This window comes from Paraflavitalea devenefica (assembly GCF_011759375.1).
Taxonomy (GTDB): domain Bacteria; phylum Bacteroidota; class Bacteroidia; order Chitinophagales; family Chitinophagaceae; genus Paraflavitalea; species Paraflavitalea devenefica.
In genome coordinates this window covers 240,074-266,234 of record NZ_JAARML010000002.1, presented here as the reverse complement: position 1 = coordinate 266,234, position 26,161 = coordinate 240,074, and the positions used below count along the sequence as shown (strand labels likewise).

23 protein-coding genes are annotated in these 26,161 nt (G+C 49.5%); 8 read left to right on the top strand and 15 right to left on the bottom strand.

What is annotated here, in order from left to right:
• Positions 1–144 precede the first annotated feature (144 nt).
• Positions 145–1,047 (top strand): peptide chain release factor N(5)-glutamine methyltransferase, encoded by a 903-nt coding sequence (gene prmC / locus HB364_RS10640; RefSeq protein ID WP_167287967.1) that lies wholly within the window; start codon positions 145–147, stop codon positions 1,045–1,047.
• A gap of 232 nt (positions 1,048–1,279) precedes the next feature.
• Positions 1,280–2,644 (top strand): FAD-binding oxidoreductase, encoded by a 1,365-nt coding sequence (locus HB364_RS10635; protein ID WP_167287966.1) that lies wholly within the window; start codon positions 1,280–1,282, stop codon positions 2,642–2,644.
• Positions 2,645–2,789: 145 nt separating this feature from the next.
• Here the strand turns inward: HB364_RS10635 and HB364_RS10630 are convergent, their stop codons facing one another.
• The 3 genes from HB364_RS10630 to HB364_RS10620 all read right to left on the bottom strand — a co-directional run bounded on the left by HB364_RS10630 (position 2,790) and on the right by HB364_RS10620 (position 5,100).
• The gene (locus tag HB364_RS10630) at positions 2,790–3,188 is read right to left on the bottom strand and encodes an ExbD/TolR family protein (RefSeq protein WP_167287965.1); all 399 of its coding nucleotides are present in this window, start codon (positions 3,186–3,188) and stop codon (positions 2,790–2,792) included.
• Positions 3,189–3,295: 107 nt separating this feature from the next.
• The gene (locus tag HB364_RS10625) at positions 3,296–4,006 is read right to left on the bottom strand and encodes a MotA/TolQ/ExbB proton channel family protein (RefSeq protein ID WP_167287964.1); all 711 of its coding nucleotides are present in this window, start codon (positions 4,004–4,006) and stop codon (positions 3,296–3,298) included.
• A 167-nt stretch (positions 4,007–4,173) separates the two neighbouring features.
• Complete coding sequence (locus HB364_RS10620) at positions 4,174–5,100, bottom strand: SPFH domain-containing protein (protein ID WP_167287963.1); 927 nt, start codon at positions 5,098–5,100, stop codon at positions 4,174–4,176.
• A gap of 148 nt (positions 5,101–5,248) precedes the next feature.
• Between HB364_RS10620 and HB364_RS10615 the strand changes: the two genes are divergently transcribed.
• The gene (locus tag HB364_RS10615; protein ID WP_167287962.1) at positions 5,249–6,226 is read left to right on the top strand and encodes a YpdA family putative bacillithiol disulfide reductase; all 978 of its coding nucleotides are present in this window, start codon (positions 5,249–5,251) and stop codon (positions 6,224–6,226) included.
• Positions 6,227–6,285: 59 nt separating this feature from the next.
• Here the strand turns inward: HB364_RS10615 and HB364_RS10610 are convergent, their stop codons facing one another.
• The 3 genes from HB364_RS10610 to pepT all read right to left on the bottom strand — a co-directional run bounded on the left by HB364_RS10610 (position 6,286) and on the right by pepT (position 10,850).
• Positions 6,286–8,139, bottom strand: a complete 1,854-nt coding sequence (locus HB364_RS10610) for a metallophosphoesterase family protein (protein WP_167287961.1) — start codon at positions 8,137–8,139, stop codon at positions 6,286–6,288.
• Between the two features lie 102 nt (positions 8,140–8,241).
• Positions 8,242–9,381 (bottom strand): OmpA family protein, encoded by a 1,140-nt coding sequence (locus tag HB364_RS10605; RefSeq protein ID WP_167287960.1) that lies wholly within the window; start codon positions 9,379–9,381, stop codon positions 8,242–8,244.
• A 221-nt stretch (positions 9,382–9,602) separates the two neighbouring features.
• The gene (gene pepT, locus HB364_RS10600) at positions 9,603–10,850 is read right to left on the bottom strand and encodes a peptidase T (RefSeq protein ID WP_167287959.1); all 1,248 of its coding nucleotides are present in this window, start codon (positions 10,848–10,850) and stop codon (positions 9,603–9,605) included.
• A 30-nt stretch (positions 10,851–10,880) separates the two neighbouring features.
• On the opposite strand from pepT, the gene HB364_RS10595 reads away from it, so the two are divergent.
• Complete coding sequence (locus HB364_RS10595) at positions 10,881–11,747, top strand: CPBP family intramembrane glutamic endopeptidase (protein WP_167287958.1); 867 nt, start codon at positions 10,881–10,883, stop codon at positions 11,745–11,747.
• A 57-nt stretch (positions 11,748–11,804) separates the two neighbouring features.
• Here the strand turns inward: HB364_RS10595 and HB364_RS10590 are convergent, their stop codons facing one another.
• Both HB364_RS10590 and HB364_RS10585 read right to left on the bottom strand, forming a co-directional pair.
• A complete protein-coding gene (locus HB364_RS10590; RefSeq protein ID WP_167287957.1) occupies positions 11,805–12,407 on the bottom strand; it encodes a hypothetical protein in 603 nt (200 codons plus the stop codon).
• Between the two features lie 92 nt (positions 12,408–12,499).
• Complete coding sequence (locus HB364_RS10585; RefSeq protein WP_167287956.1) at positions 12,500–12,955, bottom strand: FKBP-type peptidyl-prolyl cis-trans isomerase; 456 nt, start codon at positions 12,953–12,955, stop codon at positions 12,500–12,502.
• A 301-nt stretch (positions 12,956–13,256) separates the two neighbouring features.
• Between HB364_RS10585 and HB364_RS10580 the strand changes: the two genes are divergently transcribed.
• A complete protein-coding gene (locus tag HB364_RS10580) occupies positions 13,257–14,573 on the top strand; it encodes an exo-beta-N-acetylmuramidase NamZ family protein (protein ID WP_167287955.1) in 1,317 nt (438 codons plus the stop codon).
• A gap of 256 nt (positions 14,574–14,829) precedes the next feature.
• Complete coding sequence (locus HB364_RS10575) at positions 14,830–15,831, top strand: methionyl-tRNA formyltransferase (RefSeq protein WP_246228466.1); 1,002 nt, start codon at positions 14,830–14,832, stop codon at positions 15,829–15,831.
• Position 15,832: 1 nt separating this feature from the next.
• On the opposite strand, the gene HB364_RS10570 is transcribed toward HB364_RS10575, so the two are convergent.
• From HB364_RS10570 to HB364_RS10545, 6 genes are all read right to left on the bottom strand, one after another.
• A complete protein-coding gene (locus HB364_RS10570; protein ID WP_167287954.1) occupies positions 15,833–16,921 on the bottom strand; it encodes a LysM peptidoglycan-binding domain-containing protein in 1,089 nt (362 codons plus the stop codon).
• A gap of 40 nt (positions 16,922–16,961) precedes the next feature.
• The gene (locus HB364_RS10565) at positions 16,962–18,332 is read right to left on the bottom strand and encodes a methyltransferase RsmF C-terminal domain-like protein (protein ID WP_167287953.1); all 1,371 of its coding nucleotides are present in this window, start codon (positions 18,330–18,332) and stop codon (positions 16,962–16,964) included.
• Positions 18,333–18,403: 71 nt separating this feature from the next.
• Positions 18,404–18,934: a hypothetical protein gene (locus HB364_RS10560; protein ID WP_167287952.1), complete on the bottom strand. Its 531-nt coding sequence runs from the start codon at positions 18,932–18,934 to the stop codon at positions 18,404–18,406.
• A gap of 39 nt (positions 18,935–18,973) precedes the next feature.
• The gene (locus HB364_RS10555; protein ID WP_167287951.1) at positions 18,974–20,491 is read right to left on the bottom strand and encodes an NAD(P)(+) transhydrogenase (Re/Si-specific) subunit beta; all 1,518 of its coding nucleotides are present in this window, start codon (positions 20,489–20,491) and stop codon (positions 18,974–18,976) included.
• 9 nt (positions 20,492–20,500) lie between these two features.
• Positions 20,501–20,812: an NAD(P) transhydrogenase subunit alpha gene (locus tag HB364_RS10550; protein ID WP_167287950.1), complete on the bottom strand. Its 312-nt coding sequence runs from the start codon at positions 20,810–20,812 to the stop codon at positions 20,501–20,503.
• A gap of 22 nt (positions 20,813–20,834) precedes the next feature.
• Positions 20,835–21,944, bottom strand: coding sequence for a Re/Si-specific NAD(P)(+) transhydrogenase subunit alpha (locus tag HB364_RS10545; protein ID WP_167287949.1), 1,110 nt, complete (start codon positions 21,942–21,944; stop codon positions 20,835–20,837).
• A 427-nt stretch (positions 21,945–22,371) separates the two neighbouring features.
• On the opposite strand from HB364_RS10545, the gene HB364_RS10540 reads away from it, so the two are divergent.
• Positions 22,372–23,157 (top strand): hypothetical protein, encoded by a 786-nt coding sequence (locus tag HB364_RS10540; RefSeq protein WP_167287790.1) that lies wholly within the window; start codon positions 22,372–22,374, stop codon positions 23,155–23,157.
• Positions 23,158–23,253: 96 nt separating this feature from the next.
• The gene (locus HB364_RS10535) at positions 23,254–24,837 is read left to right on the top strand and encodes an OmpP1/FadL family transporter (RefSeq protein ID WP_167287948.1); all 1,584 of its coding nucleotides are present in this window, start codon (positions 23,254–23,256) and stop codon (positions 24,835–24,837) included.
• Between the two features lie 369 nt (positions 24,838–25,206).
• Here HB364_RS10535 and miaA read toward each other — a convergent pair whose 3' ends face one another.
• Positions 25,207–26,115, bottom strand: coding sequence for a tRNA (adenosine(37)-N6)-dimethylallyltransferase MiaA (miaA, locus tag HB364_RS10530; RefSeq protein WP_167287947.1), 909 nt, complete (start codon positions 26,113–26,115; stop codon positions 25,207–25,209).
• Positions 26,116–26,161: the final 46 nt, after the last annotated feature.

The window sequence follows — 26,161 nt, the reverse complement described above, 5'->3', positions numbered from 1 at the left end:
CGGGTTCCGGGTGTAGCGTTTCGGGTCGTTTAGGCGTAGCTTGCCGCTAAAATGCAAAGGACCGAAAGCGGTAACCTTTGGACGGGTAGCTACTTGTGCGGCAGCAACCCGGAACACGAAACACGAAACCCGTAATTTTACAGCATGACGATTCATGATGCCAGGCAGTATTTGGCTGTGCAACTGACCCCTGTTTACGAAGACCGCGAAGCGGCTAATATTGCCGATTGGGTGATGGAACACCTGACCGGGCTGAAGAAGATTGACCGGATCATTCACAAAGCAACACTCCTTTCTGCTACACAAGTTTCCCAGCTCACCAGCTATACTGCCTCGCTGCTCACGCACAAGCCCGTTCAGTATGTGCTGAACGAAGCCTGGTTTTATGGACTGCATTTATATGTGGACGAGCAGGTGCTGATACCGCGGCCGGAGACTGAGGAGTTGGTGGAGTGGGTGGTGGAAGAAGTCAGAAGCCGGAAGTCGGAAGTCGGAGGTCTGAAGCCGGAAGCCGAAAATTGGAAACCGGATTTTCGTATCCTGGATATTGGTACCGGCAGCGGATGTATTCCCATTGCGCTAAAGCACCAGTTGCCTGCTGCTGCCGTGTATGCCTGTGATGTAAGTGCCGGTGCGTTGCAGGTGGCGCAGAAAAACGCACAAGCCCTTGGCACTGTTGTACAATTTATTCACGTGGATATGCTGCAGCCTGCTAACTGGCCTTCCCTGCCGGAAGTAGATGTTATTGTGAGCAATCCTCCCTATATACCTGCAAAAGATAAAGCCACGATGCGGGAAAATGTGTTGCAGCATGAACCGCACCTCGCACTGTTTGTGGAAGATGATGATCCCCTGTTGTTTTACCGGACGATCGCCCATTTTGCCGGCCGGCATTTGCGGCCCGGCGGGAAGATCTATGTGGAGATACACGAAGACCTGGGCCCCGCTACCACCGCCCTTTTTTCCGGGAGCGGATTTACCGATGTGGTGTTGAAAAAAGACCTGCAGGGGAAAGACCGCATGGTAAGGGCGGTGAAATCTGCGTAAGAAGTGATATATTCATTGCCGCAGCGTCCTCCGCCATGCACAAGGCTCTGCAGGAGAGACACTGCGGGGAATACAATCCATGAAGACCTGGGCCCTGCCACCACCGCCCTTTTTGCCGGGAGCGGATTTACCGATGTGGTGTTGAAAAAAGACCTGCAGGGGAAAGACCGCATGGTAAGGGCGGTGAAATCTGCGTAAGAAGTGATATATTCCCTATCTAATTCCATCGCTCATGTCATTGTACAAGCAGGAAAAGCTGGCGGGATGGGGCAATTACCCGGTATCGGAATCGTATGTGTTGCCGGTGCGTGATGCCGGTGATGTGGCCGGCGCCCTGGAACGGGGCACGCTGATCGCGCGCGGGCTGGGCCGGAGTTATGGCGATCAGGCAGTAAATGACCATTGTTATGTGGGCGATTGCACGAAGCTGAACCGTTTCCTGGCCTGGGATGCGGCCGAAGGAATACTGGAATGCGAGGCAGGGGTGAGCCTGGAAGAGATTATTACCGTGTTCGCGCCGCGGGGATGGCTGCCCATGATTTGTCCCGGTACCAAGTTCGTAACGATCGGTGGCGCTATTGCCAATGATATCCATGGCAAGGCGCATCATATTGATGGCTCTTTTGCCAATTGCGTGCTCTCTTTCACGATCCTGCTGGCTGATGGCCGTGTGCTCACCGCTTCCCGTACCGAACATGCCGATCTGTTTCAGGCGAATTTCGGCGGACTGGGCCTGCTGGGCGTGATCCTTACCGCCCGGTTGCAATTGCGCAAGGTAGAGACGACGTATTTCAAACAACAGTCTATTAAGATCAGGGACCTTGATCATATGCTGGAAGCGCTGGACAGTTATGATGCCGACTATAATTATTCTGTAGCCTGGATAGATGCCCTGGCGAAAGGTCCCAAGCTGGGCAGCGGCGTACTGACACTGGGCAATGCAGCTCAACTTGCCGACCTGCCTCCTTCCCTCCGTAAAGAACCGCTGAAGCTGCACAAGAACAGCAAGCTGACGGTACCTTTTTTCCTGCCTTCATTTACCCTCAATAATGTTACGGTGCGGGTGCTGAACCGGGTGATCGCTTTTGTGCAGAACTCTTCAAAGACATTTATCCATTATGAAAAGTTTTTCTTCCCGCTCGATGCCATCCATCACTGGAACCGGGGTTATGGCAAGCGCGGATTTGTACAATACCAGTTTGTAATACCCGAAACGAATGGCCGTCAGCACCTGGCCGAGATCCTGACAATGATCGCGCAGAGCGGCTGCACACCTTTCCTGAATGTGTTTAAACGTATGGGCGAAGGACAGGGTATCCTCTCCTTCCCATTTAAAGGATATACGCTGGCGATTGATTTTCCGGTTAGTAAAGCATTGTTTGCGTTTACGCCTAAACTGGATGCGAAGGTGCTCGCGGCTGGTGGCCGCCTTTACCTGGGCAAGGATGCGTTGCTGACGGAAACGATGTTTAAGGCGATGTATCCACAGTATGAGGAGTGGGTGGCGGTAAAGCGGAAGTATGATCCTGAAGGGAAGTTTAGTTCGAATATTGGGAGGCGGCTGGGATTAATTGGCACAAGTACCCTGCACGCTTAGCCAGGCTGCATACTTGCGCCAGGCAGAGGTTTGCTTTGATGCTTTTGCGTCGCAAGCAGATTTCTCACCCGCTTGGCTTGCTGATGAAGCAGGGTGCATATGGCGGGTTCGAAATGACAACCAAAGAAAGGAATGTTATCAGTCGTTATTTCACATTTGCTACGACTTTGGCGCCGACGCTTTTGGAGACGCGCATGATGCGGAAGATCTCGCCCCAGTAGGCGGTGGTATCGGCATTGACGACTACTACGGGTGTATCAACGGACAATTTGAATTTGGCGATCTCTGCCCGCAGCAAGGTATCAAATACAAGAGGGTCAATTCTTTTGGTACCGATGTAGAATTGCTGGGTATTGTCGATAGATACGGTAATATGCTGCTTGGCCTTGGTATCTTTTGTGCCCCGCGGATTGTTGACTTTTACAATGTTGGGATTGGCAATGGTGGAAACGATCAGGAAGAAGAACAGGAGGATGAACAGGATGTCATTCAAGGCTCCTGCATGTAACTCCGGATGTGATCTTAACCTGTTTCTTAAATTCATGATCAGAATGTTTTTCTATATAGAGCACCGGGTGCTATTGTTAGTTTCCTGTTCAATGTTTAGAACCTGAAGCCGGAGGTCTGAAGTCAGAAGTCCGAGGTCAGCCATTAGCGCGTTGGTTCCTGGAGGATGTCAATGAATTCGGCGCTTGCTACTTCCATCCTGTTCACATTTTTGTCGATCTGCGCATTGAGAAAGTTGTAACCTACATAAGCCAGCAGGCCGATGATGAGTCCACTGGCCGAGGTGATCATTTTGGTATAGATACCGCCTGCGATCTGGGCCGGGGTGAAGTCGCCGGAAGCATTGATGTTGTAGAACAATTGCAGCATCCCGAAGATGGTACCGAGGAACCCGAACATCGGCGCAATACCGTATACCAGTGAAAGCATGGAGAGGTTGCGCTCCATTTTGTAGATCTCCAGTTTGCCCACATTTTCCATGCTCTTTTCAATGGCGTCGATGGGCTTGCCAATGCGCTGCAACCCTTTATCAATCATCCGGGCTACCGGATTAGTGGTATTTTTGGCCAGGCTGCGTGCAGCAGACACGTTGCCACTGAACACGTTATCGCGGATGATGTTCATGAAGTTGGGATCAATGTTGCTGGCCTTGCGGATGGCGATGAGGCGCTCAAAGAAGAAGAAGACCGCCAATACCAGTAAGATACCCAAGGGGATCATGAGCGGGCCGCCATGCGCCAGCATGTCCATGACATTCATGGAGGGCGCGGAAGAAGCAGTACTACCCATCACTTGTCTTATAGAGTCGGCTGCAGAAGTAGCGGGATTGGTAACCTGAAGAAAAAACCAATTCATCCAGTATTGTTTTAATGGTGTAAATGTATCAAATGTGTGCCTAAAACGTTTTTAAGCCGTTAATATTTCTTAAAAGATTGTGAATAAAGGGGTATCACTTACTTCGATAGGGCCAAAGGCCCTGTAATAGTGCTGCGGGACTGCAAGTCCCGCAGAGCGCCCGGGTTTTACGTTCCTGCTTTCTTGATCATCATGGCCTGGATCTGCCGTAAGGTGTTTTCCATGCCATCGGGGCTGCCATCGAGAAAGATGACGTTGCCTTTGCCGTATTCGGCAAAGTTTTTCACGGCTTCGGTCCACATACTGAATAAGATGACATTGGTATCGAGGTTGGCCTGCTTCATTTGTTCGGCCGCATGACTCATCCCTTTGGCCACTTCTTCACGGAAGAGGGCCACGCCCTGTCCGCGCAGTTGGGCTGCCTGGCGTTCTGCTTCTGCCGCAATTTTGATGGCATTGCCTTCCGCTTCTGCCGATTTGGTCTTGGTGATCAAAAGGGCCTGGCCTTCATTTTCGGCTGCCGCTTTGAGGTTGTTGCTGGCCACTACCCTGCTCATGGAGTCCATGATGGCCTGGTCGAAGGTGATGTCATTGATCTGCAGGTCGAGCAGGTGATAACCCCAGGTTTCCAGTAATTGATCGATCTGCTCTTTCACATATTCTACGAGGTCCTTGCGCAGGGCCAATATTTCTGCCTGCCTTTTGGTGGCCACAAAGGAACGGATGGTACCTTCAATGGTGCGGGTAAGCGCCTGCATGAGATCGCGCTCACTGAGGAATTTAAAAGCGACTTTTTTGATTGTTTCCTCATCTGCATTCTGCACTGCATAGAGCAGCATGCTTTTGAAGTATACGTTGGCCTGGTCGGCTGTTACTGCCTGGAACTCCATTTCTACGGAACGGTTCTGTATACTTACGCGTTTGGCTATCCGCTCCAGGAAAGGGATGAGCAGGTTGAGGCCGGGACGCACTACACGCTGGTATTTACCAAACATGGTCACCACGCCCACAAAACCCTGGTTGATGGTTTTGAGTCCTGCAAAGAGGATGAGTATGACGAGAATTATCCACCAATAGGATTGCAAGAGTTCCATAGATTGAATATTTTGCTGAAAGTACTGCTTTTTGGGAAAAGTGCAGTAGCAAAGCCGGAGGCTTTGAAATAGGCGTCACCAGCCGGAGGCTGGCGACTGAGGTAAAAGCGATGATTATCGTTTAACTTTGCCGCTTTCTTATTGAAATATGACCCAACATTATACATTGATCATTGTCGGTGGCGGCCCTATCGGGATTGCCTGTGGACTGGCCGCTAAGAAAGCGGGACTGGATTATCTTATTCTTGAAAAGGGTTGTCTGACCAATTCTTTGTTCAATTACCCCCTGAATATGACTTTTTTCTCTACTTCGGAAAGGCTGGAGATCGGGGGCATTCCTTTCGTATCGAATAATGTAAAGCCTACCCGGCCCGAAGCACTGGAGTATTACCGGCGGGTAACGCTATCGAACCACCTGCACATTCACCTGCAGGAAGGCGTGAAGGATATTACAAGAACAGGTGATCAATACACCGTACATACTTCACACGCTTCGTATACCGCCAGCCATATTATTATTGCTACAGGCTTTTATGATATACCCATCCGGTTGAATGTACCCGGTGAAGAATTGCCCAAGGTTGTACACTATTATAAGGAAGGGCATTTTTATGCCCTGCAAAAGGTGATCGTGGTGGGCGCCAGCAATTCGGCTGTGGATGCAGCCCTGGAAACCTGGCGTAAAGGTGCGGAAGTAACAATGGTGGTACGCAAAGAGAAGATCGGTGACCGTGTGAAGTACTGGGTAAAGCCCGATATGGAGAACCGCATTAAGGAAGGCAGCATTAAGGCATATTTCAATGCTACGTTGAAGGCTATCCGGGAACAAGAGGTGGATATTGATACTCCTGATGGTGTGGTGACGATTGCCAATGATTATGTGATTGCGCTGACGGGTTATCAACCCAATTTTGATTTCCTGCGCCGGGTGGGTATTCAGTTGTCGGATGATGCACTGCTTCAACCTACGTATAATCCCGATACGATGGAGTCAAACCTGCCTAATGTGTATTTAGCGGGGGTAGTATGTGGGGGAATGAATACGCATGTGTGGTTTATTGAAAACTCGAGGGAGCATGCGGAGAAGATTGTGCAGGCAATTGTAGAAAAAAAGGAGGTCCATTAAAACTTCCCGGAACCTCCTACACAAGTGATGTGTTTCATAATCTGTGATTTAATGTAAAGTTAGTATAAATTAACGACAATCAAAATCGTGTCGCCAGGCGTCAGAATACCCTCTTTCTCTTTGATTATGATCGGTTTATCATTAATATTCCCATCATCGTCGAGGTTGGAAGCATTCTTCCCGCTTTCGATATTGAACACTTCCACCAGGTACTTTTTACCCGGATTGGAAATGGTGATCTCATAATCATAGTAGATATTTACCACTTCGATCTTCCAGGCTTTGTTCAGCTTTAAGGAATTGACAGCATGTAATTCCCTGCTTACTTCATATTTATTTTTTCCTTCCAGTGTTTTATCAAAGGTATAGGTATCCCGGTACAATGGAATATCCTCTCCTGACGAATCGTGAGGTACTTTGCTGTATTTATCCCTGTATTCTTCCCCGTCGATGACCAGGCTCCTGATCTCTACTTTACTTTTATCTTTTTTATTGGCATCCAGATCTACATAGGTATAGGTATGGAACATAACAGGGTCATTTCCATTCGGCACAATGGTATAGCTTTGGCCATCTACCAGGGAATAGTATTCATCATCTATGTATTCAATGGTTATGTTCAATTTAAAATGCTGTCTGATGTGGAAAGAACGGTTGGTAGCAGGCAACAGCTTATCAATCAATTTTTTTAGTGCAAGATCCGTAACATAGGAGTTCTGGCTATTCAGGTATTGCCGGGTAGCCCCATTGATGGTGTCAAATAACACTTTGCGCTTAGGATCATATAACGGATCTTCTTTCTTTAAGTATTCAATAAATGTTTTACCGATGTCTTTGGTGTTTAATTCCTGGGTGCTTTTCCCATCATATGATTCCTCCTGGTCAAATCCAAACTTACCCGGAAAGCGAAAGTATTTTTTATAGTGCCTGGTTATATTGATATGCGTATCCGAAGACCAGGTGATATCGACCAACGAAAAACCCGATTTGTATTCTTCCTGCTTGATCTCCGGATCGTTGAAGGTAGAACGGGTAGTGATGAGGTAATGATCATATCCCTGTGTTGAAATACGCCTATCCCTGATCCGGTGGGTATGTCCACAAAAAAGCATAAAGAATCTGTTCCTGCTTAGTTCCCTGGCGATCTCTATTTCCTCGGCAGCTCCATAAAATTCCGGTGTAACAGGATGATGGATCAAAGCAATGTTGAAATCCGTTTCATCATTAAAGAAATCTGTTGCACGCTGGATCTGATGGGTCCCGAAAGTAATGTGCTTCCATCTTTCCCTGGAAGCGTCCTCACCCGGTTTTATTTCCCTGTCCAACTCCGGGTGGCATGACCAGGCGCTGTTAAAAGCACCTATTCCGATCTTTGCACCGTTGAAATCCAATACAAAACAGCTCTCCATGCCCGTGATGAGTTTTCTTTCCAACCCATTTTTACCCGGGAAGTCTTTATAAAATCTTTTTTCAAAGTTTTTATAGGCCTCCAGGTTGGGAAATAGTTTTTTTCCTTTTTCTTCAGTATCCAACAGGCAACTATAGCGGTCGGCAATGATGTTGATACTTTTTACGTCGGTATTACTACGAAATCCCTGCAGCAGGTTGAGTTGCTCATCGTCACCCATTTTCACATCATGATTACCCGGGATTATTATGATCCGGCCGCGGCTCAATCCCAGATCAGCCATTAATTTATTCAATATTTTTTCTTCCAGTATTTTATACCCATCTTCTGCGCCAAAAACCTTTCCTGCTTTATCCAGGAGATCTCCGGTGATGAATACCAGATCGATCTTTTTTTCTGCATGCTCCTGCTGCAGGCTTTCCATGAGCGCAGTGAGCAATTTCCTATAATCATAGGTGCTTTTCTCTGTAGAATAATGGAGGTCTGTAATATGAGCTATCCGCATACAGTAAGCGTTTTGGCAGTTATAGGCAATAAATTAGCTCATTCCCCCAATAAGTGGAAATATATTTTGTTCCCGGCGATCAGCCCTGGTATCCGTTATGGGTTATACTTTCCGGTATACATAGATCTCTACTCTTCTGTTTTGCTGGCGGCCGGCGGGCGTGCGGTTGCTGCGGACGGGTTTGAAGAAGGCAAAGCCACGGCTGGTGAAGGTGGTTTTGTTGGGTGGTAGTTTGCCGGCAATGTATCCTTTGACAGCATTGGCACGGTTGCGGGATAAGGCTTCGTTGTATGTGAGTGTGCCCACACTGTCGGTATGCCCTTCAATGACAACCGAATCAATGGTGAAGGTGCGGAGCTTGTTGGTAAAGCTATCCAGCAGGCCATAGCTTTTGGGCGATAACTGGTAACTGGCCGTATTGAAGAAGATATCCGGTATGATGAGGGTATCTATGTGCTGCGGGGGAGGCATGACCCGTGCGACGGTAACGGTCTTGGGTAATGGCTTCACCGCCGGCGGATTACGGGAATTGATGTATACCAGGCGCTTGAGGAAGTCATGGCGCGGGTTTTCGATATAGATGTCTTTTTTTATACTGTCCGCCTGCGGACATAGCTGCTCTTTTTTATCCAGCGGAATGAGCGATACGGCATCGAGGAAGAAGTAGTATTCCCGCTTGAAATCCGGCAATCCCCTGAATGTATACTCCTTGCGATTAAAGCTGCCAATGGTGATGTAGCCTTCATTGCCGGCGGCGGTATAGATGAGCCGCACTTTTTGCCAGCGATTGGGGTCCTGGTATAAGGTATCGAGCGTATTGGTGGCCCATAGCTGGGGTTGTAGTTGCTTGAAGTCGCGCTTCTCAAATAAGAAATCGCCCGGGCTGAAGTAGACGCCTATGCTGTCGAGTATATCGTGCCGTGAACGCACCCAAAATTCCAACTGGTATTGGTGGCCTGCCTGCAATCCGCAGAGTAAACGCGTGCGGATGAAGTTGTGTGCAGCTTTCTGGTAAGCATCGCCTGCAGAGAGACCGACAAAGTGTGATCCGTCATAGGCCTTGCCGGGGGTGTAGTAGTAATAGTTGGCCCAAAGGGAATTGGCGATCCAGGCTTCAGGCGCACAGTTCTGGTTGTACTCCACACAGATGTTCTCGTCCTCGAAGCCGCCGTTGGGAATGAGGTTTTGGGCGGAGGCGCACCAGGAAGAAAGGGTTAATATGAGGAGTATGGCGTTTCGCATGATGCGGGTAGTTGCGGGTACGTTTGCTTCGATACCAGATTTCTCACTCCGCTGCGCTGCGTTCGAAACGACAACGAAGGGTGTAACGTTACTGAGGCCGCAGCGTCCTCCCGCTATCGCGGGACAAGCTCTACGGGAGACTGCGGGGAAATTAAACGTTTTCAGGCACCAGCACTTTTACTGACGGGCTGAAAGGATAAAAGGTTGGGTTGGACTGTAATTTACGCCTTTTCTTCCCAGATAGCTGCGAGGTGAATTATTGTTTCAACGCTCTTTTGCATGTCCTGCACACTTACGTATTCATGCTTGCCGTGGAAGGCCATTTCGCCGGTAAAGAGGTTGGGACAGGGCAGGCCCATAAAGGAAAGTCTTGAGCCATCCGTGCCGCCGCGGGCGCTCATTTCAATGACGGCTACGCCGGCCCTCGTAATGGCTTCTTTTGCGTATTCCGATACCTGCGGATGATTGTCGAGCACTTCTTTCATGTTGCGGTACTGCTCTTTCACGACGAAGTCGGCTTTGGCGCCGGGGAATTTCTTTAAGGCATATTCCAGTTCATCGCGCAGGGAGTTTTCATAGGCGACCAGTTTATGGGTATAGAAGTCGCGGATGATGAATTCCACCGTTACTTTTTCTGCAATGCCCTGGATGTGTACGGGGTGCACAAAACCATAGCGGTCTTCCGTGGTTTCGGGCGACCAGGCATCTTTGGGCAGCAGATCAATAAAGTAAGACGCCACTTTGATGGCATTGACGAGTTTGTCTTTGGCATAACCGGGATGGGCGCTGATGCCATGGAAGGTGATGGTGACCGCATCGGCCGAAAAGGTCTCGTCTTCAAATGATCCACGCTCACCGCCATCAAGGGTATAGCCGAAGTCGGCCCCCAGTTTTTGGAGGTCTATCCTATCCACTCCACGCCCTACTTCCTCATCGGGCGTAAATAGTATTTTGATGGTACCATGCTTGAGTTCCGGATGGGTTAACAGGTAATTGGCCATGTCCATGATGACTGCTACGCCGGCCTTGTCATCCGCACCCAGCAAGGTAGTGCCGGAAGCAGTAATAATATCCTCTCCTGTTTTTTTACGCAGGTAAGGATGATCGGCTGGTGAAATGACCTGCGTGGGATCATCGGGCAGTACGATATCGCCGCCATCATAGTTGTGGTGTATGATGGGCTTCACCCCTGTGCCGGTGCAATCGGGCGCTGTATCCATGTGCGCACAGAAACAGATCACCGGCACCTGTTTACCGGTATTGGCGGGGATGGTGGCATATACATAACCCTGTTCATCGAGGTGGGCATCGGCCAGGCCCATCTGCTGCAGTTCCTGCACCAGCAAGCGGCCCAGTGTTTTTTGTTTTTCGGTAGAAGGGAAGGTTTTGGACTGGGGATCGCTCTGCGTATCTATCTGCACGTAGCTTATAAATTTTTCCCGGACAGTAAACTGGTAATTATCGAACATGCCATTGTATTTTTGGCAAGATATATTATTATGGCATTCACCAATACCCCCCCGCCCGTTATTCAACAAGGCTGGGTACGCGCACTCGTTCTTTTTATCGTGTATATCGGTATTTATTTTCTTACCGGCGCTATCGCCGGCGCTGTGTGGGCCTTGCGCAACGCAGGCACTCCTGTGGAAACGATCATCCATGATCCCACTTTGAATGCCCTGGTGCTGGTGGTAAGCGGGGTACTCGCTATCGCCACCACGCTGCTGTTCCGCCGTTTTATAGACCGGCAGCCGGTTTTTAGTATGGGATTTGCCTGGAAAGGCCATCAGCGCGACGCCTGGGCGGGTTTCCTGCTGGGGCCTGTATTGCTGGGCATAGGCTCCCTGGTCCTGTTCTCCCTGCACGCTATTAGTTGGACAGACACCCGCCTGGATGCAGGCGCCATTGCCACCGGGCTGGTGTTGTTCCTGTTTACGGCCCTGAGTGAGGAACTGGTATTCCGGGGATATATATTGAATAATTTGTTGTCGTCGCTGGACAAATGGCCGGCGCTGGGGGCCTCGGCATTGCTGTTTACCCTTACCCACCTGGGTAATGCCCACCTGCATCCCATTGCCCTGGTGAATTTACTGGCGGGCGGCCTGCTGCTGGGCATTAATTATATTTATACACGTAACCTGTGGTTTTCCCTGTTTTTTCATTTTAGCTGGAATTTTTTCCAGGGAGCGGTATTGGGCTATGAGGTAAGCGGGTTTGGCCTGGAAAGCATCTGGCATATGGAGCGTAAGGGGGATGAGCTGCTTACCGGCGGGGCATTTGGGTTTGAGGGATCGGTGGTGGCGACGGGGTTGCTGGTGCTGGGCCTGGTGTTTGGTGGGTATAGAAGGTGGTGGGACAAGAAATAAAAAAGCCCCGCCGAAGCGGGACCGACCATCTAACTACTACTATGATAAAGAGGTTGATTAGCGTTTTTTGGTAGCTTTCTTTTTGACGGGCGCTTTGGCGGCAGCTTCTTCTTCGGCAGCGGCCTGTGCGGCTACCTCATCCGGGAAAACTGTCTTGCCTGGCGGTATGGTCAGGTCTGTAAAAACAGTAGGCAGGATAGGTACTACGTTTTCCACCTTATTGTGGCTGACATCAATGAATTTCCAGGTAACACCGGCATCGAGCGACTGTCCTATGAGGTAGGTATAGACAATGGCCTTTTTGTCGTTGAGAAAGGTATTGCGCACTTTTTCTATCACACATTGCCATTGGTCAAAGTCATTCCTTAACTCGAGCATACGCAGGGTTTCGGGTTTCTCTTCCAGTTTGGGCTCATTGCGGAAGTAGATCATCACTATATGTTCCTTAAACTGTTCGGGGCCGCCGTAGTATTTTATGGCGGAATAGCAGGAGAGGTCGAGGTAGCTCTTCCAATCCTGGTAAAAATTAGCCTTCACGATTTTATCTGCATACTGGAGCGCATTGCGGGCGGCAATGGCCGAATCGGATTCCTGGGCGCTGGTGAACTGCGCACTTACTACAAAAAAGAATACAAGGATAGTGGCGTACATGCGTTTCATAGGGTATAAACTTTGGGGCCAAAATATAAAAAAGCCCGGTAAGTTCATACCGGGCTTTTACTATGATAAAATGCAGTTTCCTGCACAGAAAATCAAGGCATTATGATGCGGGAAGCACCGCCACCGATGGATACGAGTTCGATGTCGAAAATGAGGTCTTCACCGGCCAGGGGATGGTTGGCGTCGAGGATGACTGTGTCTTCCTTTACGTCGGTGATCACAACGGGGATTACTTGTCCGGAACCATTGGTCATGTTGAGGCGCATGCCCAGCTCGGGGGCCATGTCTTCCGGGAAGTTGCTTTTGGGGAACTCTACCAGCATGCCGGGGTCCTTAGGGCCATAGGCCTGCTCAACCGGTATCTGGATGGTCCTTTTTTCACCTACTGACATACCAGTTACGCCATTGTCGAACCCCGCAATCACCGCACCACTTCCTACTTCAAATTCGAGGGGCTCACGACCTTCAGAAGAGTCGAAAGTAGTTCCATCAGTTAACCGGCCATGATAGTGCACTTTTACAGTATCACCCGCTTTTGCTTGTTGCATCAGAAAATTGTTTTTAGAATGTTTTAAAACGGCAGTCACCACCTCGTTTCTAATCAGGCACGACAAGAAAAAAGACCGGTCACTCCGGGCAAAGTAACGGGAAAAAAACCAGACCAGCATGGAATTTCGGGTTTCGGGTTGGGAGTTCCGGGTTGCTGCCGCGATTTATACAACCGGATTAATTTTAGGTTATAAATAGGCCGGCGGATACCCGGTTGCAAGCATGAGGCAACGGGGATGTGGCAGGCAGCGTCTTGCAAGGGTAACAATAGCTATCTTTGAATTTCAATTACTTAAGACTATGGGTCGAATTCTTCTCCTTTTGATGGTAAGTGCGCTGGGTCTTGGCGCTGTTACTCAAGTGCGAAGTCTGAAGTCGGAAGTCCGAGGTCGGAAGTCCGGGGACAGCAATCTGAGGCTGGCATCGGGCATTATCACGGGTGCGGAAAGACTGGACCAATACCTGCCCCGGCTGCAAGGGAAACGCGTGGCTGTTTTTGCCAATCATACCTCTGTTATTGGTAACCGGAATATCGTTGACGTACTAAAAGAAAAGGGTGTTACTATCACGGTGATCTTTGGCCCTGAACATGGTTTCCGGGGCACCGCTGACGCGGGTGAAAAAGTAGGCAATTATACAGATGCGCAGACCGGTATCCCGGTGGTATCGCTGTATGGCAGTAAGCACCGCCCTTCGGCCGATGATCTTCAGCACGCCGATATCCTGCTGTTTGATATCCAGGATGTGGGCACCCGCTTTTATACTTATATTTCTTCCCTGCAGGAGTATATGGAGGCGGCTATTGAAAACAATAAGCCGCTTATTGTACTTGACCGTCCCAATCCCAATGGGTTTTATGTAGATGGCCCGGTACTGGATACTGCTTTCCGGTCGTTTGTAGGCATGCAGCCTGTGCCTATTGTATATGGTATGACGATCGGGGAGTATGCCTATATGCTGGCCGGCGAACAATGGCTGAGCAAACCTGTTACCGCCCCGATCAATATCCCCTCCTCCCCCGAACGGGCAGCCATGGAAAGAAGGCGGGCACCTACCAGCGCTAAAACATTTTCCCTGACAATTATTCCCTGCAGTCATTATACCCACACCAGTAAGTATGTGTTGCCGGTAAAGCCCTCTCCCAACCTGCCCAATATTCAATCTATTTACTGGTATCCCTCCACCTGTTTTTTTGAAGGCACTGTGCTGAGTGAAGGCCGGGGAACGGAGAAGCCTTTCCAGTTGTTTGGCCACCCTTCCCTGCCCAAGCATCTTGTTTCGTTTACTCCGCTCAGTAAGCCGGGCGCTACGCATCCCAAGCTGAAGGACCAGGTTTGTTATGGCTGGGACCTGAGCGGTCAGCCCGCGGAAGTACTGGCCAGGGTGAATAACCGGGTACAGATCAAGTACCTGCTGGAAGCTTATAAACTATTCCCGCGCAAAGATTCTTTCTTCCTTCAGCATAATTTTTTCAATAAGCTGGCGGGGAATGATCTGCTGATGCGACAGGTGAAGGAGGGGAAATCTGAAGAAGCGATACGCCAGAGTTGGGAGCCGGGGTTGCAGGCGTTTAAGGAGATCAGGAAGAAGTATTTGATTTATGAGGATTTTGAATAAAGGCAACAAGGCATTGAGGCAACGAGGGCGTTTGCTTCGGTTTGCGTTTGCGTCGAAGCGTTTGCCTCGCAGGCAGATTTCTCACCCGCATTGCTTGCTGATAAGGCAGGGACATATGGCGGGTTCGAAATGACAAAGGCGAGAGAGGCGTTTTTTTAAGCCGCAGCGTCCCCTTCGGGAGACACTGCGGGGAAAGTAAGGTTACTGTAGATTAACGGATGTCCATTAACAGATTAATGCAATAATAGTAATGATGATGAATGATCAGCTAAAGGATACAAGGATCGTATTTATGGGTACGCCGGAGTTTGCGGTAGCTTCGCTGGATGCGTTGGTGAAAGCGGGTGCGCGCATTGTAGGCGTGGTAACGGCGCCGGACAAACCGGCCGGACGGGGCATGAAACTGAATGAAAGTGCCGTCAAGCAATATGCTGCGACCAATGGCCTGCACCTGCTGCAACCGGTGAAGCTGAAAGACCCTGCTTTCCTGGAAGCCCTGCAGTCCCTGCGGGCCGACCTGCAGGTGGTCGTCGCCTTCCGGATGCTGCCTGAAGTGGTATGGAATATGCCCCCCCTGGGCACGATCAACCTGCATGGCTCTTTGCTGCCCCAATACCGTGGCGCCGCGCCCATCAACTGGGCCGTGATCAACGGAGAAATAGAAACCGGTGTTACCACTTTCAAGCTGCAACATGAAATAGACACGGGCAATATTTTATTACAGAACAGTTTTGCCATCGGGGAAGATGACACCGCCGGCGATGTACACGATTATATGAAAGAAGTAGGCGCCAAGTTGCTGGTGAAAACCGTAGAAGGACTGGTGACAGGGACGATTGAGGAGCAACCGCAGGCAGGAATCCTGAAGTCTGAAGCCGGAACACCGAAGCCGATCATTGATACCGACAACCGGACAAGCGGCGATGAAGCAACAACTATTCTTAAACATGCACCGAAGATCTTTACGGAGACGTGTAAGATAGACTGGCATAAGACGTCCTTTGAAATACATAATCTTATCCGCGGACTATCGCCTTACCCTGGTGCATTTACGTACCTGCAGGATAAGGTGTTGAAGATATACCACTCTAAGAAAGAGATCGCGCCCCCTACTATTCCTATCGGCACAGCGGATACGAACGGGAAGACGTACCTGAAGTTTGCCTGTGCAGATGGTTATATCCATGTGCTGGATCTACAATTGGAGGGGAAGAAAAGGATGACGATTGAGGAGTTCCTCAGAGGATACAGGTTTTAGTTTAGTATTTCACATCTACATAAAATTTGGCGTTCTCGGCGCCGAGTTCAGAAGCGGCGGCGTCGCTGAGGCGGACCATGAGGCCGATGCTTTCTTTCATTTCCGGCAACTGGCCCAGCACTTTGGCATAAATGGTCTTCTGCGTAGTGGTAAAGGTAATTTTGATGATGGTACCCACAGGCACATTGTTCATGAGCGCATAGTATTTACCATCTTTCCAACCACTGGTACTCCTGAAGATACCGGCATTGCCCGCCGTGTTTTTACCCGACTCTCCATACTGCGACCTGAAATAGCCTCCTTTGAAGTTGGTATTCGCGGGTGGGTTGTTATTGGTTGTTGAGGTAGTAGCAGCAGGCGTTGTTGTAGTGGTAGTAGCCGCCGGTGTAGTGGCCGGCGTTGTGGCAGGCTTTACCGGCGTAACAGCCCCCGTTTTAGGCTCTTCTGTTTTGACTGTACCGGCAGTGGGTTCCTTCGTGGCCGATGCCGGCGGATTGGTGGTGGTTGCAGCAGGATTGGACACGGTAACCGGTGTTTCTTTTTTCGGTTCTTCTTTTACCGGTTCAGTTTTGGCCACCGGCGGCGCTGCCGTTACTGCCACGATTTTATTGGTACCGGAAGCAGCCAGTGCGCTCTGGCCCTGCTTTACTTTCAGGTAACCTACAATGAGGTTCATGCCGGGCTTTAACTGGTCGTTGGTGATGTTGTTCCATTTTTCCAGGTTGGCCACCGGCACTTTGTGGTGATTCTGGCTGATGCGGTATAACCATTCTTTTTCCTGTACAGTATGGTACAGCGGTACAAATACTTCATCAGCCGCTTTTGTTCCATCTACCGACAGGTTGGTGGTGAGCGGTATTTTTAATGCCTGCCCGATCGCCAGGGGCTTGTCTATACTGCTGTTGTTGAGCGGTGCAATTTCTTTAGGACTTACATTGTATAAACGACCTATACTATACCAGGTTTCTTTGGCTGCCACGGTGTGCGTGAGGTAGAGCGCGGGCGATACACCCTGCACTTTGAGCTGTTGTGCGCTTACCGTGCCTGCCAGGAATACGAATACAAGAAGTAATACTTTGATTTTCAACATAGACATGAATTTCATCACGGTGCAAAGATGTGGAATATTTTCAATTGTTACTACTTTTCAATATACGCCATGCCGACGGATAGTAGTTGTTGATACGATTGTGTAAAACTTTGATCCAACCCAAGGCAATTCCTTCATAGTATACCAATGTCCAGCCTGTATGAGCGGTTGTTATTTTAACTTCTTCCCTCCGCAAATATTGTAATGCGGCTTCTTTTTTTAACGATACCGCAACAATATTTTCCGACAGGAGGTTGCTGAGCGCCAGGGCATGATCGGGTACCAGGGTATTCCCTGCTATTTTACCAATTATTATACCGGCTTTGCGCAGGTAAAGGTGGTCGGACAGGATGAACAGCTCTTCCTCCAGGGCAGTTGGAAAGGCAATGATCATATCACCCTGCTTCCATAGTTGTACGGGCGCCTCTTTTTTGAGCCAGGGTTGGATGATGGCTGCTTCTGTTTTGGACAGTTTTTGCCATTTTGATTTTTTAGGTGCACGCACCGTTGTGCCCGTGCCGGTCTGTTTGCGCAAGCAGGCGAGGAAAAGCCCCTCTCCCTTCACTTTATCGGGGAAGAAACGATAACCATATCCCTTTCCTTTTTCACTGGTGGTTTCTATAATGCCCCAATCCGGTTGTGTTTGCAGGGGCAGGCTTTCGAGGTCAAATTCCTGCAGCAACCAGTCTACTATCGCTTCATCTTCTTCTCTTGAATAAGAACAGGTGGAATAGATGAGCACGCCGCCTTCTTTGAGTGCGCCAAAGCTATCGGCCAGTATGCGCTGCTGGCGCTGGCAGCAAAGCTGTACGTTTTGTTCGCTCCACTCGGCAATGGCCTCTTCATCGCGCCGGAATAAGCCGCTGCCACTGCAGGGCGCATCAATGACGAGGACATCAAAAAAGTTCTCCAGTTTGGCGAAATGGGCGGGATCATTGTTGGTAACGATGACGTTGGCGGCGCCCCACTTGGTCAGGTTCTCTTCGAGGATGGCCGCCCTTGATTTGATGACATCATTACTTACCAGCAAGCTATTGGGCGTGATGAGCGACTGGATGAGCGTGGATTTACCACCCGGCGCTGCGCAGAGATCGAGCACACGCATATCTTTAGACAGATCAGTGGTCTGTTTCAGCGCCTGTTCGAGGAACATGCTGGAAGCTTCCTGCACGTAGTATAATCCGCCGTGGAAGGCAGGATCGAAGGTGAAGGAAGGGCGTTCGGAAAGGTAGTAGCCATGGGAGGTCCAGGGAATCGGCGAGTAGTGAATGGTGAGTGGCGAGTGGGGCCTTTGAGGGTTAAAGCGGATAGAGGTGACCTGTTCACCGGAATGGTGCACGGCTTCGAACGATGCGCGGTTGTATCCCTTAATCCCTTCGAGGGAATTTAGTAATGCGGGTGGTAAGTTCAAATGCTATTGATTAATCCGGCAAATGTACGGCTGAAAAAGTAATTGCTTCCCGGGCAGTGAGGCACCTGGGATTACGCGTAATCATTCAGGATATCCGGGCTATCGGGTGCGGGTTGTTCCAGTTCAGGCTCGGGGTGCTTTTTAAAGGCATCGATCAATACCATTACAAAGCATGTATGGCCAATTATTAATGCAGACCATATCATCACTGTCTGGAAAGTACCAGCAATACGCAGTTTATTGCCAGCGTCGCCCCCACCGCTGTTCATAGTCAGCCAGGCGGTGTAAAGCATGAAAGCAACCGGCAGTATAACAAATGCTGTCAGCAATCCCATTATATGTCCCCATACGAGGCCCTTTTTGATGATCCGCTCACGGATTTTCCAGTAGGTAATTACTTCGGCCAATAATATGACGATGTAAACGCCCTGGGTAATGAGTTGATTGATGACAATCCTGTCGATTTGTGCATTTCGATAGTCGTCATTCATTGCCTGTACCCGCTGTATTCCCATGATAAATAAAGCTGTTAGTCCTATTTTTATAACAATAATGATGGCTATCCACCATACAGGGGTTGTATAAGTTTTGTTAGTTGCCAAAACGGGATATTGAGGTTATGGGGTTCTTATTGGTTGGTGTTACAGGTTCTTGATCTCCGCAATCAAATCCTGCAATACTTTTTTGGCGTCGCCAAAGAGCATGGAGGTCTTGGGCTGGAAGAAAAGATCGTTTTCAATGCCGGCATAACCAGGCTTCATGCTGCGCTTGTTGACGATGACGTTTTTGGCCAGCTCCACATCGAGGATGGGCATGCCATAGATGGGAGAAGCGGTATCGGTTTTGGCAGCGGGGTTGACCACATCATTCGCTCCCAGCACCAGCACCACATCGGTAGTGGCAAATTCTTCATTGGCCTGCTCCATTTCGAGCAGTTTGTCGTAGTTCACATCCGCTTCTGCCAGCAGCACGTTCATGTGGCCGGGCATGCGGCCTGCCACCGGGTGTATGGCGTATTTAACATCCACCCCTTTCCCTTCCAGCAGTTTTTCCAGTTCATGGCAGGCATGCTGCGCCTGCGCCACCGCGAGACCATAACCCGGCACGATCATGACTTTGTGAGCATAGGTCATGATAACGGCCGTATCACTGATGGATATTTCTTTGTAAGCGCCCTGGTCTTTTTTGGCGCCACCACCACCGCCGTTATTGCCGCCGCCAAATGAACCGATGAGCACATTGAGCAGGGAACGGTTCATGGCCTTACACATAAGTATAGTGAGCAGCGTACCGGCAGCGCCTACGAGGATACCACCGGTGAGCATTACTTTGTTGTCATAGAGGAAACCGCCGCAGGCAGCGGCCACACCGGTAAAGGAGTTGAGCAGGGAGATGACCACCGGCATATCAGCCCCGCCAATGGGCATTACAAAGAATACGCCGTAGATGAGCGATAATGCCAGTACTCCATAGAAGAGCCAGGAGATGTAAGCGATGTTCAATGCCACCTGCGGCGCGTCGTCCATAGCCCCTACACTGGCCCTGATCTTATAGATGAGGAAAACAGATAAGCCGAGGATGGTTACGAGGATGACCTGGTTGACAATGTGCTGTCCTTTGAAAGCAAAGTCTTTGACCTTACCATTGAGTTTGCCCCAGGCGATCATACTGCCGGCAAAGGAAACAGAACCAATGATGAGCCCGGCGAAGATAGTAATGAGTACACCGGTTTGCACGCCCAGCGACAGGATGGCATCATCCGTCTGCTCTCCCAGTTCAAGATGAATGGTATTCTTAAAACCATTGGCCGCATAATGCCCGAATTCAATGATGGAGATGAGTGCCGCGCAGGCGCCGCCCATACCATTGAAGAGGCTCACCATTTCGGGCATGGCCGTCATTTTCACTTTTTTCGCGGCCAGGGTGCCTATGATACCACCAATGACAAGCCCGCTGAATATCCAAATATAGTTGTGCAGTTTTTCACCCGATTCATCATCCCGGTACAGGAAGATGGTGCCTATGATCGCTACCGTCATACCAGCGGCGGCCACCAGGTTGCCCCTGCGGGCCGTGGCCGGATTGGACAGCATTTTAAGACCAATGATGAATGTTACAGAGCCGATCAGGTAACAAAGCGTGAGTATACTGAATTCCATAGGTTGGTGTTACTTTTTCTTCGATTTAAACATCTCTAACATCCGGTCGGTTACCACAAAGCCGCCTACCACGTTGAGCGTACCCAATACCACGGCGAGGAAGCCGAGTATGAGCGCCATATAGTTATCCCCCTCCGCTTTTCCCATGACGATGATGGCCCCGATGATGACCACCCCGTGTATGGCATTGGCGCCACTCATTAAGGGCGTGTGCAGCACACTGGGCACACGGCCAATGACCTCAATACCTACAAAGATCATGAGGATGACGATGTAGATGATCTGCTGGTTGTCGGATAGCCATTTTAAAACTGCTTCCATGTATTAAGAATTTTAATGTAGACTATGCATTCTTTACCCGCTCGTGCGTCACTGCCCCGTTGTGTGTGATACAAGCGCCCTTTACCAGGTCATCTTCCCAATTGAGGTGAATGGCGCTTTCCTTGTTAATGATCAACTGTAAAAAGTTCAGGATGTTTTTACCATAGAGCTTGCTGGCATCTGCCGGCATGGTGGCGGGCAGGTTGCTGTCGCCCATGATGCGCACACCATTAATGGTTACCGTTTCATTGTTCTTTGTAAAAGGCGTGTTGCCCCCGGTGGCGGCTGCGAGGTCAATGATCACTGAACCATGACGCATGTTGCCGAGCATGGTTTCTGTGATGAGTATGGGCGCTTTTTTACCGGGTATCTGCGCTGTTGTGATGATGATATCTGCTTTGGCTGTGCTTTCGGCAATTTTTTGTTGCTGCCGCTGTTGGTATTCTTCTGTTTGCTCTACTGCATAGCCACCGGCTTTGGAAGCATCGGCAGCGCCTTCCACTTCCACAAATTTGGCGCCGAGGCTCATTACTTCTTCCTTCACGGCGGGCCGGGTATCAAAGACCTCCACTACTGCGCCCAATCTCCGGGCAGTGGCAATGGCCTGCAAACCGGCCACCCCGGCACCGAGGATCAATATTTTAGCCGGTGCAATGCTGCCGGCAGCCGTCATGAACATGGGAAAGTAACGCCCGTAGTTATTAGCAGCCAGCAATACCGCCTTATAGCCTGCTATGTTGGCCTGGGAGCTGAGGACGTCCATACTCTGCGCACGGGTGGTACGGGGCAGCATGTCGAGGCTGAAAGAAGTGATGCCCTGTTTGGCCCAGTCCTGCATGAGTCCGGGATGCGACAGCGGTTGGTATACTCCGAGGAGGATCTTCGCAGCGAGCGATTCTGTTTCCGGGAACTGGTGGATGGAGAGGATAATATCGGAGGACTTCAATACCTCCTGCCGGGTTTTGATCTGGGCTCCTGCTTTGGCATATTCCTGATCGTTGCTCCAGGCTTTCTCCCCTGCCCCCTGCTCTACCCATACTGCAATGTTCTTTTTGGTGAGCGTAGCTACCGCTTCAGGTAGCAGGGATACGCGTGTCTCGGCTGATGATTCTTTCAAAATTCCGATCGTCATACCCATTGATTGTAGATTCAAGGTAAGGAAAATTTGGCTTCGGGTATGTAAAGTGTTGATGAGTATTTTATTGTGTCGGAACCTGGATTTGTAGGATTGAAAGGATTGGCTGGATAAGGAGGTGTCAGCGGTTAGCTTCTGGCTGCCTGGTTGTCGGTCCACAGAATTCCTTTGGAGGAAGGCGGAAAGGCGGGGAGGTTAGTTGTTAGCTATTAGCTGTTGGTTGTTGGCTGGCGGCTTTTGGGGTGGTCGGTGCGGAAGTGCCCGTTATCGGTCAAAAACGGGGCTTTGTAGCTGATTTTCACGGTCAACTTTAACATTCTGCCTGCATTTTTTAATAGCAAAGGCCGCCTTTTTATTGTAATTTTATTTTGAAAGATTGCCCAGTCAGCAACCTGATCCTAAAACTTTAAAATCAGAACCCGCCATGTCCCGACTTTTACTTTTCACTGCCATAGCAGTAACTGCGTTTACCAGTTGCTCCGTATACAGATCAGGGCAAACGAAAACGCCTGATGATGTGTATTACTCACCAGCCCGCGAAGGCGCCGCTTATGTGGAAACTGAAAAGAAGCGGGACGGCTATTACCGCGCGGACGAATACTCTTCTTATGACGACCGCTGGCTACGGATGCGTGTACGTGACCGTTACCGCTGGAGCGCCTTTGACGATTATGACTGGAATTACAATAGCTGGGCTTTTAACAGCTATTCTTATAATCCCTACTATTTTAACAATTATTGGAATAGCATGTACCGCTGGAACAGCTATTACAATCCTTACTGCGGTGGAATTATTATTGTAAATCCGAAGGTAAATCAGCCGGCCTATACTGCTGTGCGTAAGTTCAGCCTTGACCGGTACACGAATACCAATTACAATAATGCCAACAGACCGCTCAGTGCTTCCAAAACGGGACTGCGGTATGGCGCTCCCAGTTATAATAACCGCAATACCACCAACAGCAGCCTGGGCAGCAGCATCCGGAAGGTATTTTCCAATGACAACAACAGCAGCAGCCGGAATAGTTATTACAACCCGTCTTCTTCGGACAGCAGGCCAACGCGGACATATACTCCTTCCGAGTCTTCGTCTTCCCGCAGCTATACACCTTCTTCTTCCTCTTCCAGCAGCAGCTCTTCATCAAGCAGCAGCAGCGGAAGCAGCAGTAGCGGTGGCGGCGGCGTGAGCAGGCCAAGCCGTGGCAACTAACTGTATTAAATAATTATGAGAGGAACCAGGATTTAAGATGTCTTGAATTTTGATTCCTCTTTTTTTGTACTCCCCGATCATTTTGAATTCAAACACATGAACAGAAAATTTTACCTGATCGCTGTATTGTTTGCCGGACAGCAGGCAGTAGCCCAGATACCGGAAGACGCCCTGCGTATGAGCTGGAACGTTCCATCGGGCTCGGCCCGCAGCCAGGCCATTGGCGGCGCTATGGGATCGCTGGGCGGAGAGATCACGAACCTGTGGGTAAACCCTGCCGGACTTGGCTTTTATAAAACCAGTGAGCTTGTATTGAGCCCCGGCCTTACGCTGGCCGGCAGCAAAGGCAGTTTCCGGGAAACCAATGCTACTGCCGACCGCCTCACCCGCTTTAACCTGGGTGCCTCGGGCCTTGTATTTGGCTATGGCGATAAGTACAGCCGGTGGACCAGCAAGGCCTTCAGTATTGGTGTGAACCGGACCGCCAATTTTGCCGGCAGCACTTATTATAAAGGCACAAACGATTACAGCTCCTTTACCGAGCCGCTGGCCAATGATTTTTTCAATTATTACGCCAACCAGCGGGACAATAATCCTTCTTTGACGGATGAGCAGATCATCCAAAACGGTATTAATGATTACAGTTTGTCGCTCCTTACCCGGATGGCCCTGTATACTTACCTGGTGGATGTGGAACCTGGTCCCGGTGGCCAGGGTACTGTTTTTTCGCGGGCAGAAGATATTGGCACCGTGAACCAGGAATTCCAGAGCACTACCAAGGGAGGCATCACTGAGATCGCGCTCGGCTTTGCCGCTAATATGGACGATAAGCTGTATATCGGCGGCAGCGTAGGTATTCCTATTGTGAATTTCCAGCGCAACAGTATGTTCCGGGAATCGGACCCCACGAATAATGACCAGAATGAATTTTCCTACTCCAAATACACAGAAGAGTTTACTTCCAAAGGCGTGGGCTTTAACGCCAAGCTGGGTGTGATCTTTAAACCGGTGGAAAGGTTACGCATTGGGTTTGCAGCACACAGTCCAAGCCTGTATGCTTTGAAAGAAAAGATGACCTCCAAGATGGTGACCGACCTGGAAACTTCATTTGACCCGGATTTCCCGGTGGACAGTATTACGTCAACCACTTTGCAAAACGGCGAGGACCCTACGTTCAAGTATGACCTGGTATCACCCTGGAAGTTTATGGTAAGCGGTTCTTATGTACTGAATGAAGTGGAGGATATTTCCCGTCAACGGGGTTTTATTTCTGCCGATATTGAGTATGTGACTTATGGCAGTTCGAAATTCAAGGAAGCAGAAGATAATGGCGAAGGAGAATATTTCAAGCAGGTAACGGAAGCCGTGAAACAATCTTATAAAGGTGCTTTCAATTTCCGGGTGGGTGGTGAGCTGAAGTTCAATACGATCATGACACGCCTTGGCTTTGCGTATTATGGCAATCCTTATGAAGATAAGGAACTGAAGGCCCATAAGATGAATGTAAGCGGTGGCCTGGGCTACCGGGACAAGGGTATTTTTATTGATGTTACTTATGTGCACAGTCTTAATAAGGATGTTCATTTCCCCTACCGTGTAGATGCGCCACGGGCTAATACATATGCTACAATTAAGGATAACAGTGGCAATGTGATGGTGACGTTTGGGATTAAGTTGTAAGAAGCGAGTGGCGAGTGGTAAATGGCGAGTGGGAAGTGAAGCCTGCAATACAAACGTGAAGCATCAAAGGAACAGCATTACTGAAACTTTTTTGAGTTAATACTAGTAAACCCCGCCTGAAAAGGCGGGGTTTGTTTTCAAGGTTCTTTTAAAAACCTTAACCCTTCACTTTAAAAGTCCTCACAGGGGATCTCTACGGATTGCCGGGATTCGCTCCCGGCTGGTTGTTTGGCATTACAAAAATCGTATATCTTATTAGAATATTTTCACATCCAATTCCCTATCTACCTATAATATTAACAAAATTTATGTTCAACTAAGTATTACACCTTAGGGCCGGTAAAATACCCTTAGGGAATTTATCCTGTTTTATGGGCCGGTCATGGCGGCCCGGCAATAATCGAGTAGGACGGCATCGTTGTGGGGAGAAAACCATTGTACATCAACGCTTTTGCGAAACCAGGTCATTTGTCTTTTGGCGTATTGCCGTGTATTCCTTTTTATTGCCTCTATGGCCCCGCTGAGCGTGTCATTTCCATCCAGGTAATTAAACAACTCATTGTATCCCACTGTTTGCAGTGCATTCAGGTGGCGGAAGGGAAGCAATGATCGTACTTCTTCCAATAATCCCTGCTGCATCATGATATCCACCCGCTGGTTGATGTTCCGGTACAAATCTTCCCGGGGTAATTCCAATCCAATTTTAACAATCCGGAACGGTCTTACCCCTTTTTTTCCCTGCTGGTATTGCCGTATTGACTGGCCGGTAGCCTGTTTTACTTCCAGGGCCCTTATAAGCCGTTGCGGGTTGTGTATTTCGCCGGTATTATAATAAGCGGGGTCCTGCGCTGCCACCTGCTGCTGCAGCCAGGAAAGGCCGTGCTGCTGGTATTGTTCCGTGATCCGCTCCCTTATTGCCGGCGATACAGGTGGTATATCATCCAGGCCTTCGCAAAAAGCTTTTATGTAAAGACCCGTGCCACCTGTCATGACCGCTATGGGCTGTTGGGCATATATTTCTTTAACGGACTGCAGCGCGTATTGTTCAAACACCGCCGCATTCACGTCGTCCTGCACGGAGTGGGAATTGATAAAGTAATGTTTTACCTGCGCCAGTTCTGCTGCAGATGGTTTTGCCACCCCGATGGTCATTTCGCGGAAACATTGACGGGAATCGGCAGAGATGATGGCTGTACCAAACTGTTCCGCCACCCGGATGGCCAGGGCGGTTTTACCTACAGCGGTAGGGCCTACAATAACGATACAGGTTTGCTGCATGCATTTGTTGTTAACAAAAAAAGAGGTGATCTCCCTGTCAATGGAC

Excerpts from the sequence above, each read along its gene's own strand:
- prmC (WP_167287967.1), top strand. The coding sequence starts at position 145 with ATGACGATTCATGATGCCAGGCAGTATTTGGCTGTGCAACTGACCCCT.
- HB364_RS10635 (WP_167287966.1), top strand. The coding sequence starts at position 1,280 with ATGTCATTGTACAAGCAGGAAAAGCTGGCGGGATGGGGCAATTACCCG.
- HB364_RS10630 (WP_167287965.1), bottom strand. The coding sequence starts at position 3,188 with ATGAATTTAAGAAACAGGTTAAGATCACATCCGGAGTTACATGCAGGA.
- HB364_RS10625 (WP_167287964.1), bottom strand. The coding sequence starts at position 4,006 with ATGAATTGGTTTTTTCTTCAGGTTACCAATCCCGCTACTTCTGCAGCC.
- HB364_RS10620 (WP_167287963.1), bottom strand. The coding sequence starts at position 5,100 with ATGGAACTCTTGCAATCCTATTGGTGGATAATTCTCGTCATACTCATC.
- HB364_RS10615 (WP_167287962.1), top strand. The coding sequence starts at position 5,249 with ATGACCCAACATTATACATTGATCATTGTCGGTGGCGGCCCTATCGGG.
- HB364_RS10610 (WP_167287961.1), bottom strand. The coding sequence starts at position 8,139 with ATGCGGATAGCTCATATTACAGACCTCCATTATTCTACAGAGAAAAGC.
- HB364_RS10605 (WP_167287960.1), bottom strand. The coding sequence starts at position 9,381 with ATGCGAAACGCCATACTCCTCATATTAACCCTTTCTTCCTGGTGCGCC.
- pepT (WP_167287959.1), bottom strand. The coding sequence starts at position 10,850 with ATGTTCGATAATTACCAGTTTACTGTCCGGGAAAAATTTATAAGCTAC.
- HB364_RS10595 (WP_167287958.1), top strand. The coding sequence starts at position 10,881 with ATGGCATTCACCAATACCCCCCCGCCCGTTATTCAACAAGGCTGGGTA.
- HB364_RS10590 (WP_167287957.1), bottom strand. The coding sequence starts at position 12,407 with ATGAAACGCATGTACGCCACTATCCTTGTATTCTTTTTTGTAGTAAGT.
- HB364_RS10585 (WP_167287956.1), bottom strand. The coding sequence starts at position 12,955 with ATGCAACAAGCAAAAGCGGGTGATACTGTAAAAGTGCACTATCATGGC.
- HB364_RS10580 (WP_167287955.1), top strand. The coding sequence starts at position 13,257 with ATGGGTCGAATTCTTCTCCTTTTGATGGTAAGTGCGCTGGGTCTTGGC.
- HB364_RS10575 (WP_246228466.1), top strand. The coding sequence starts at position 14,830 with ATGAATGATCAGCTAAAGGATACAAGGATCGTATTTATGGGTACGCCG.
- HB364_RS10570 (WP_167287954.1), bottom strand. The coding sequence starts at position 16,921 with ATGTTGAAAATCAAAGTATTACTTCTTGTATTCGTATTCCTGGCAGGC.
- HB364_RS10555 (WP_167287951.1), bottom strand. The coding sequence starts at position 20,491 with ATGGAATTCAGTATACTCACGCTTTGTTACCTGATCGGCTCTGTAACA.
- HB364_RS10550 (WP_167287950.1), bottom strand. The coding sequence starts at position 20,812 with ATGGAAGCAGTTTTAAAATGGCTATCCGACAACCAGCAGATCATCTAC.
- HB364_RS10545 (WP_167287949.1), bottom strand. The coding sequence starts at position 21,944 with ATGACGATCGGAATTTTGAAAGAATCATCAGCCGAGACACGCGTATCC.
- HB364_RS10540 (WP_167287790.1), top strand. The coding sequence starts at position 22,372 with ATGTCCCGACTTTTACTTTTCACTGCCATAGCAGTAACTGCGTTTACC.
- HB364_RS10535 (WP_167287948.1), top strand. The coding sequence starts at position 23,254 with ATGAACAGAAAATTTTACCTGATCGCTGTATTGTTTGCCGGACAGCAG.
- miaA (WP_167287947.1), bottom strand. The coding sequence starts at position 26,115 with ATGCAGCAAACCTGTATCGTTATTGTAGGCCCTACCGCTGTAGGTAAA.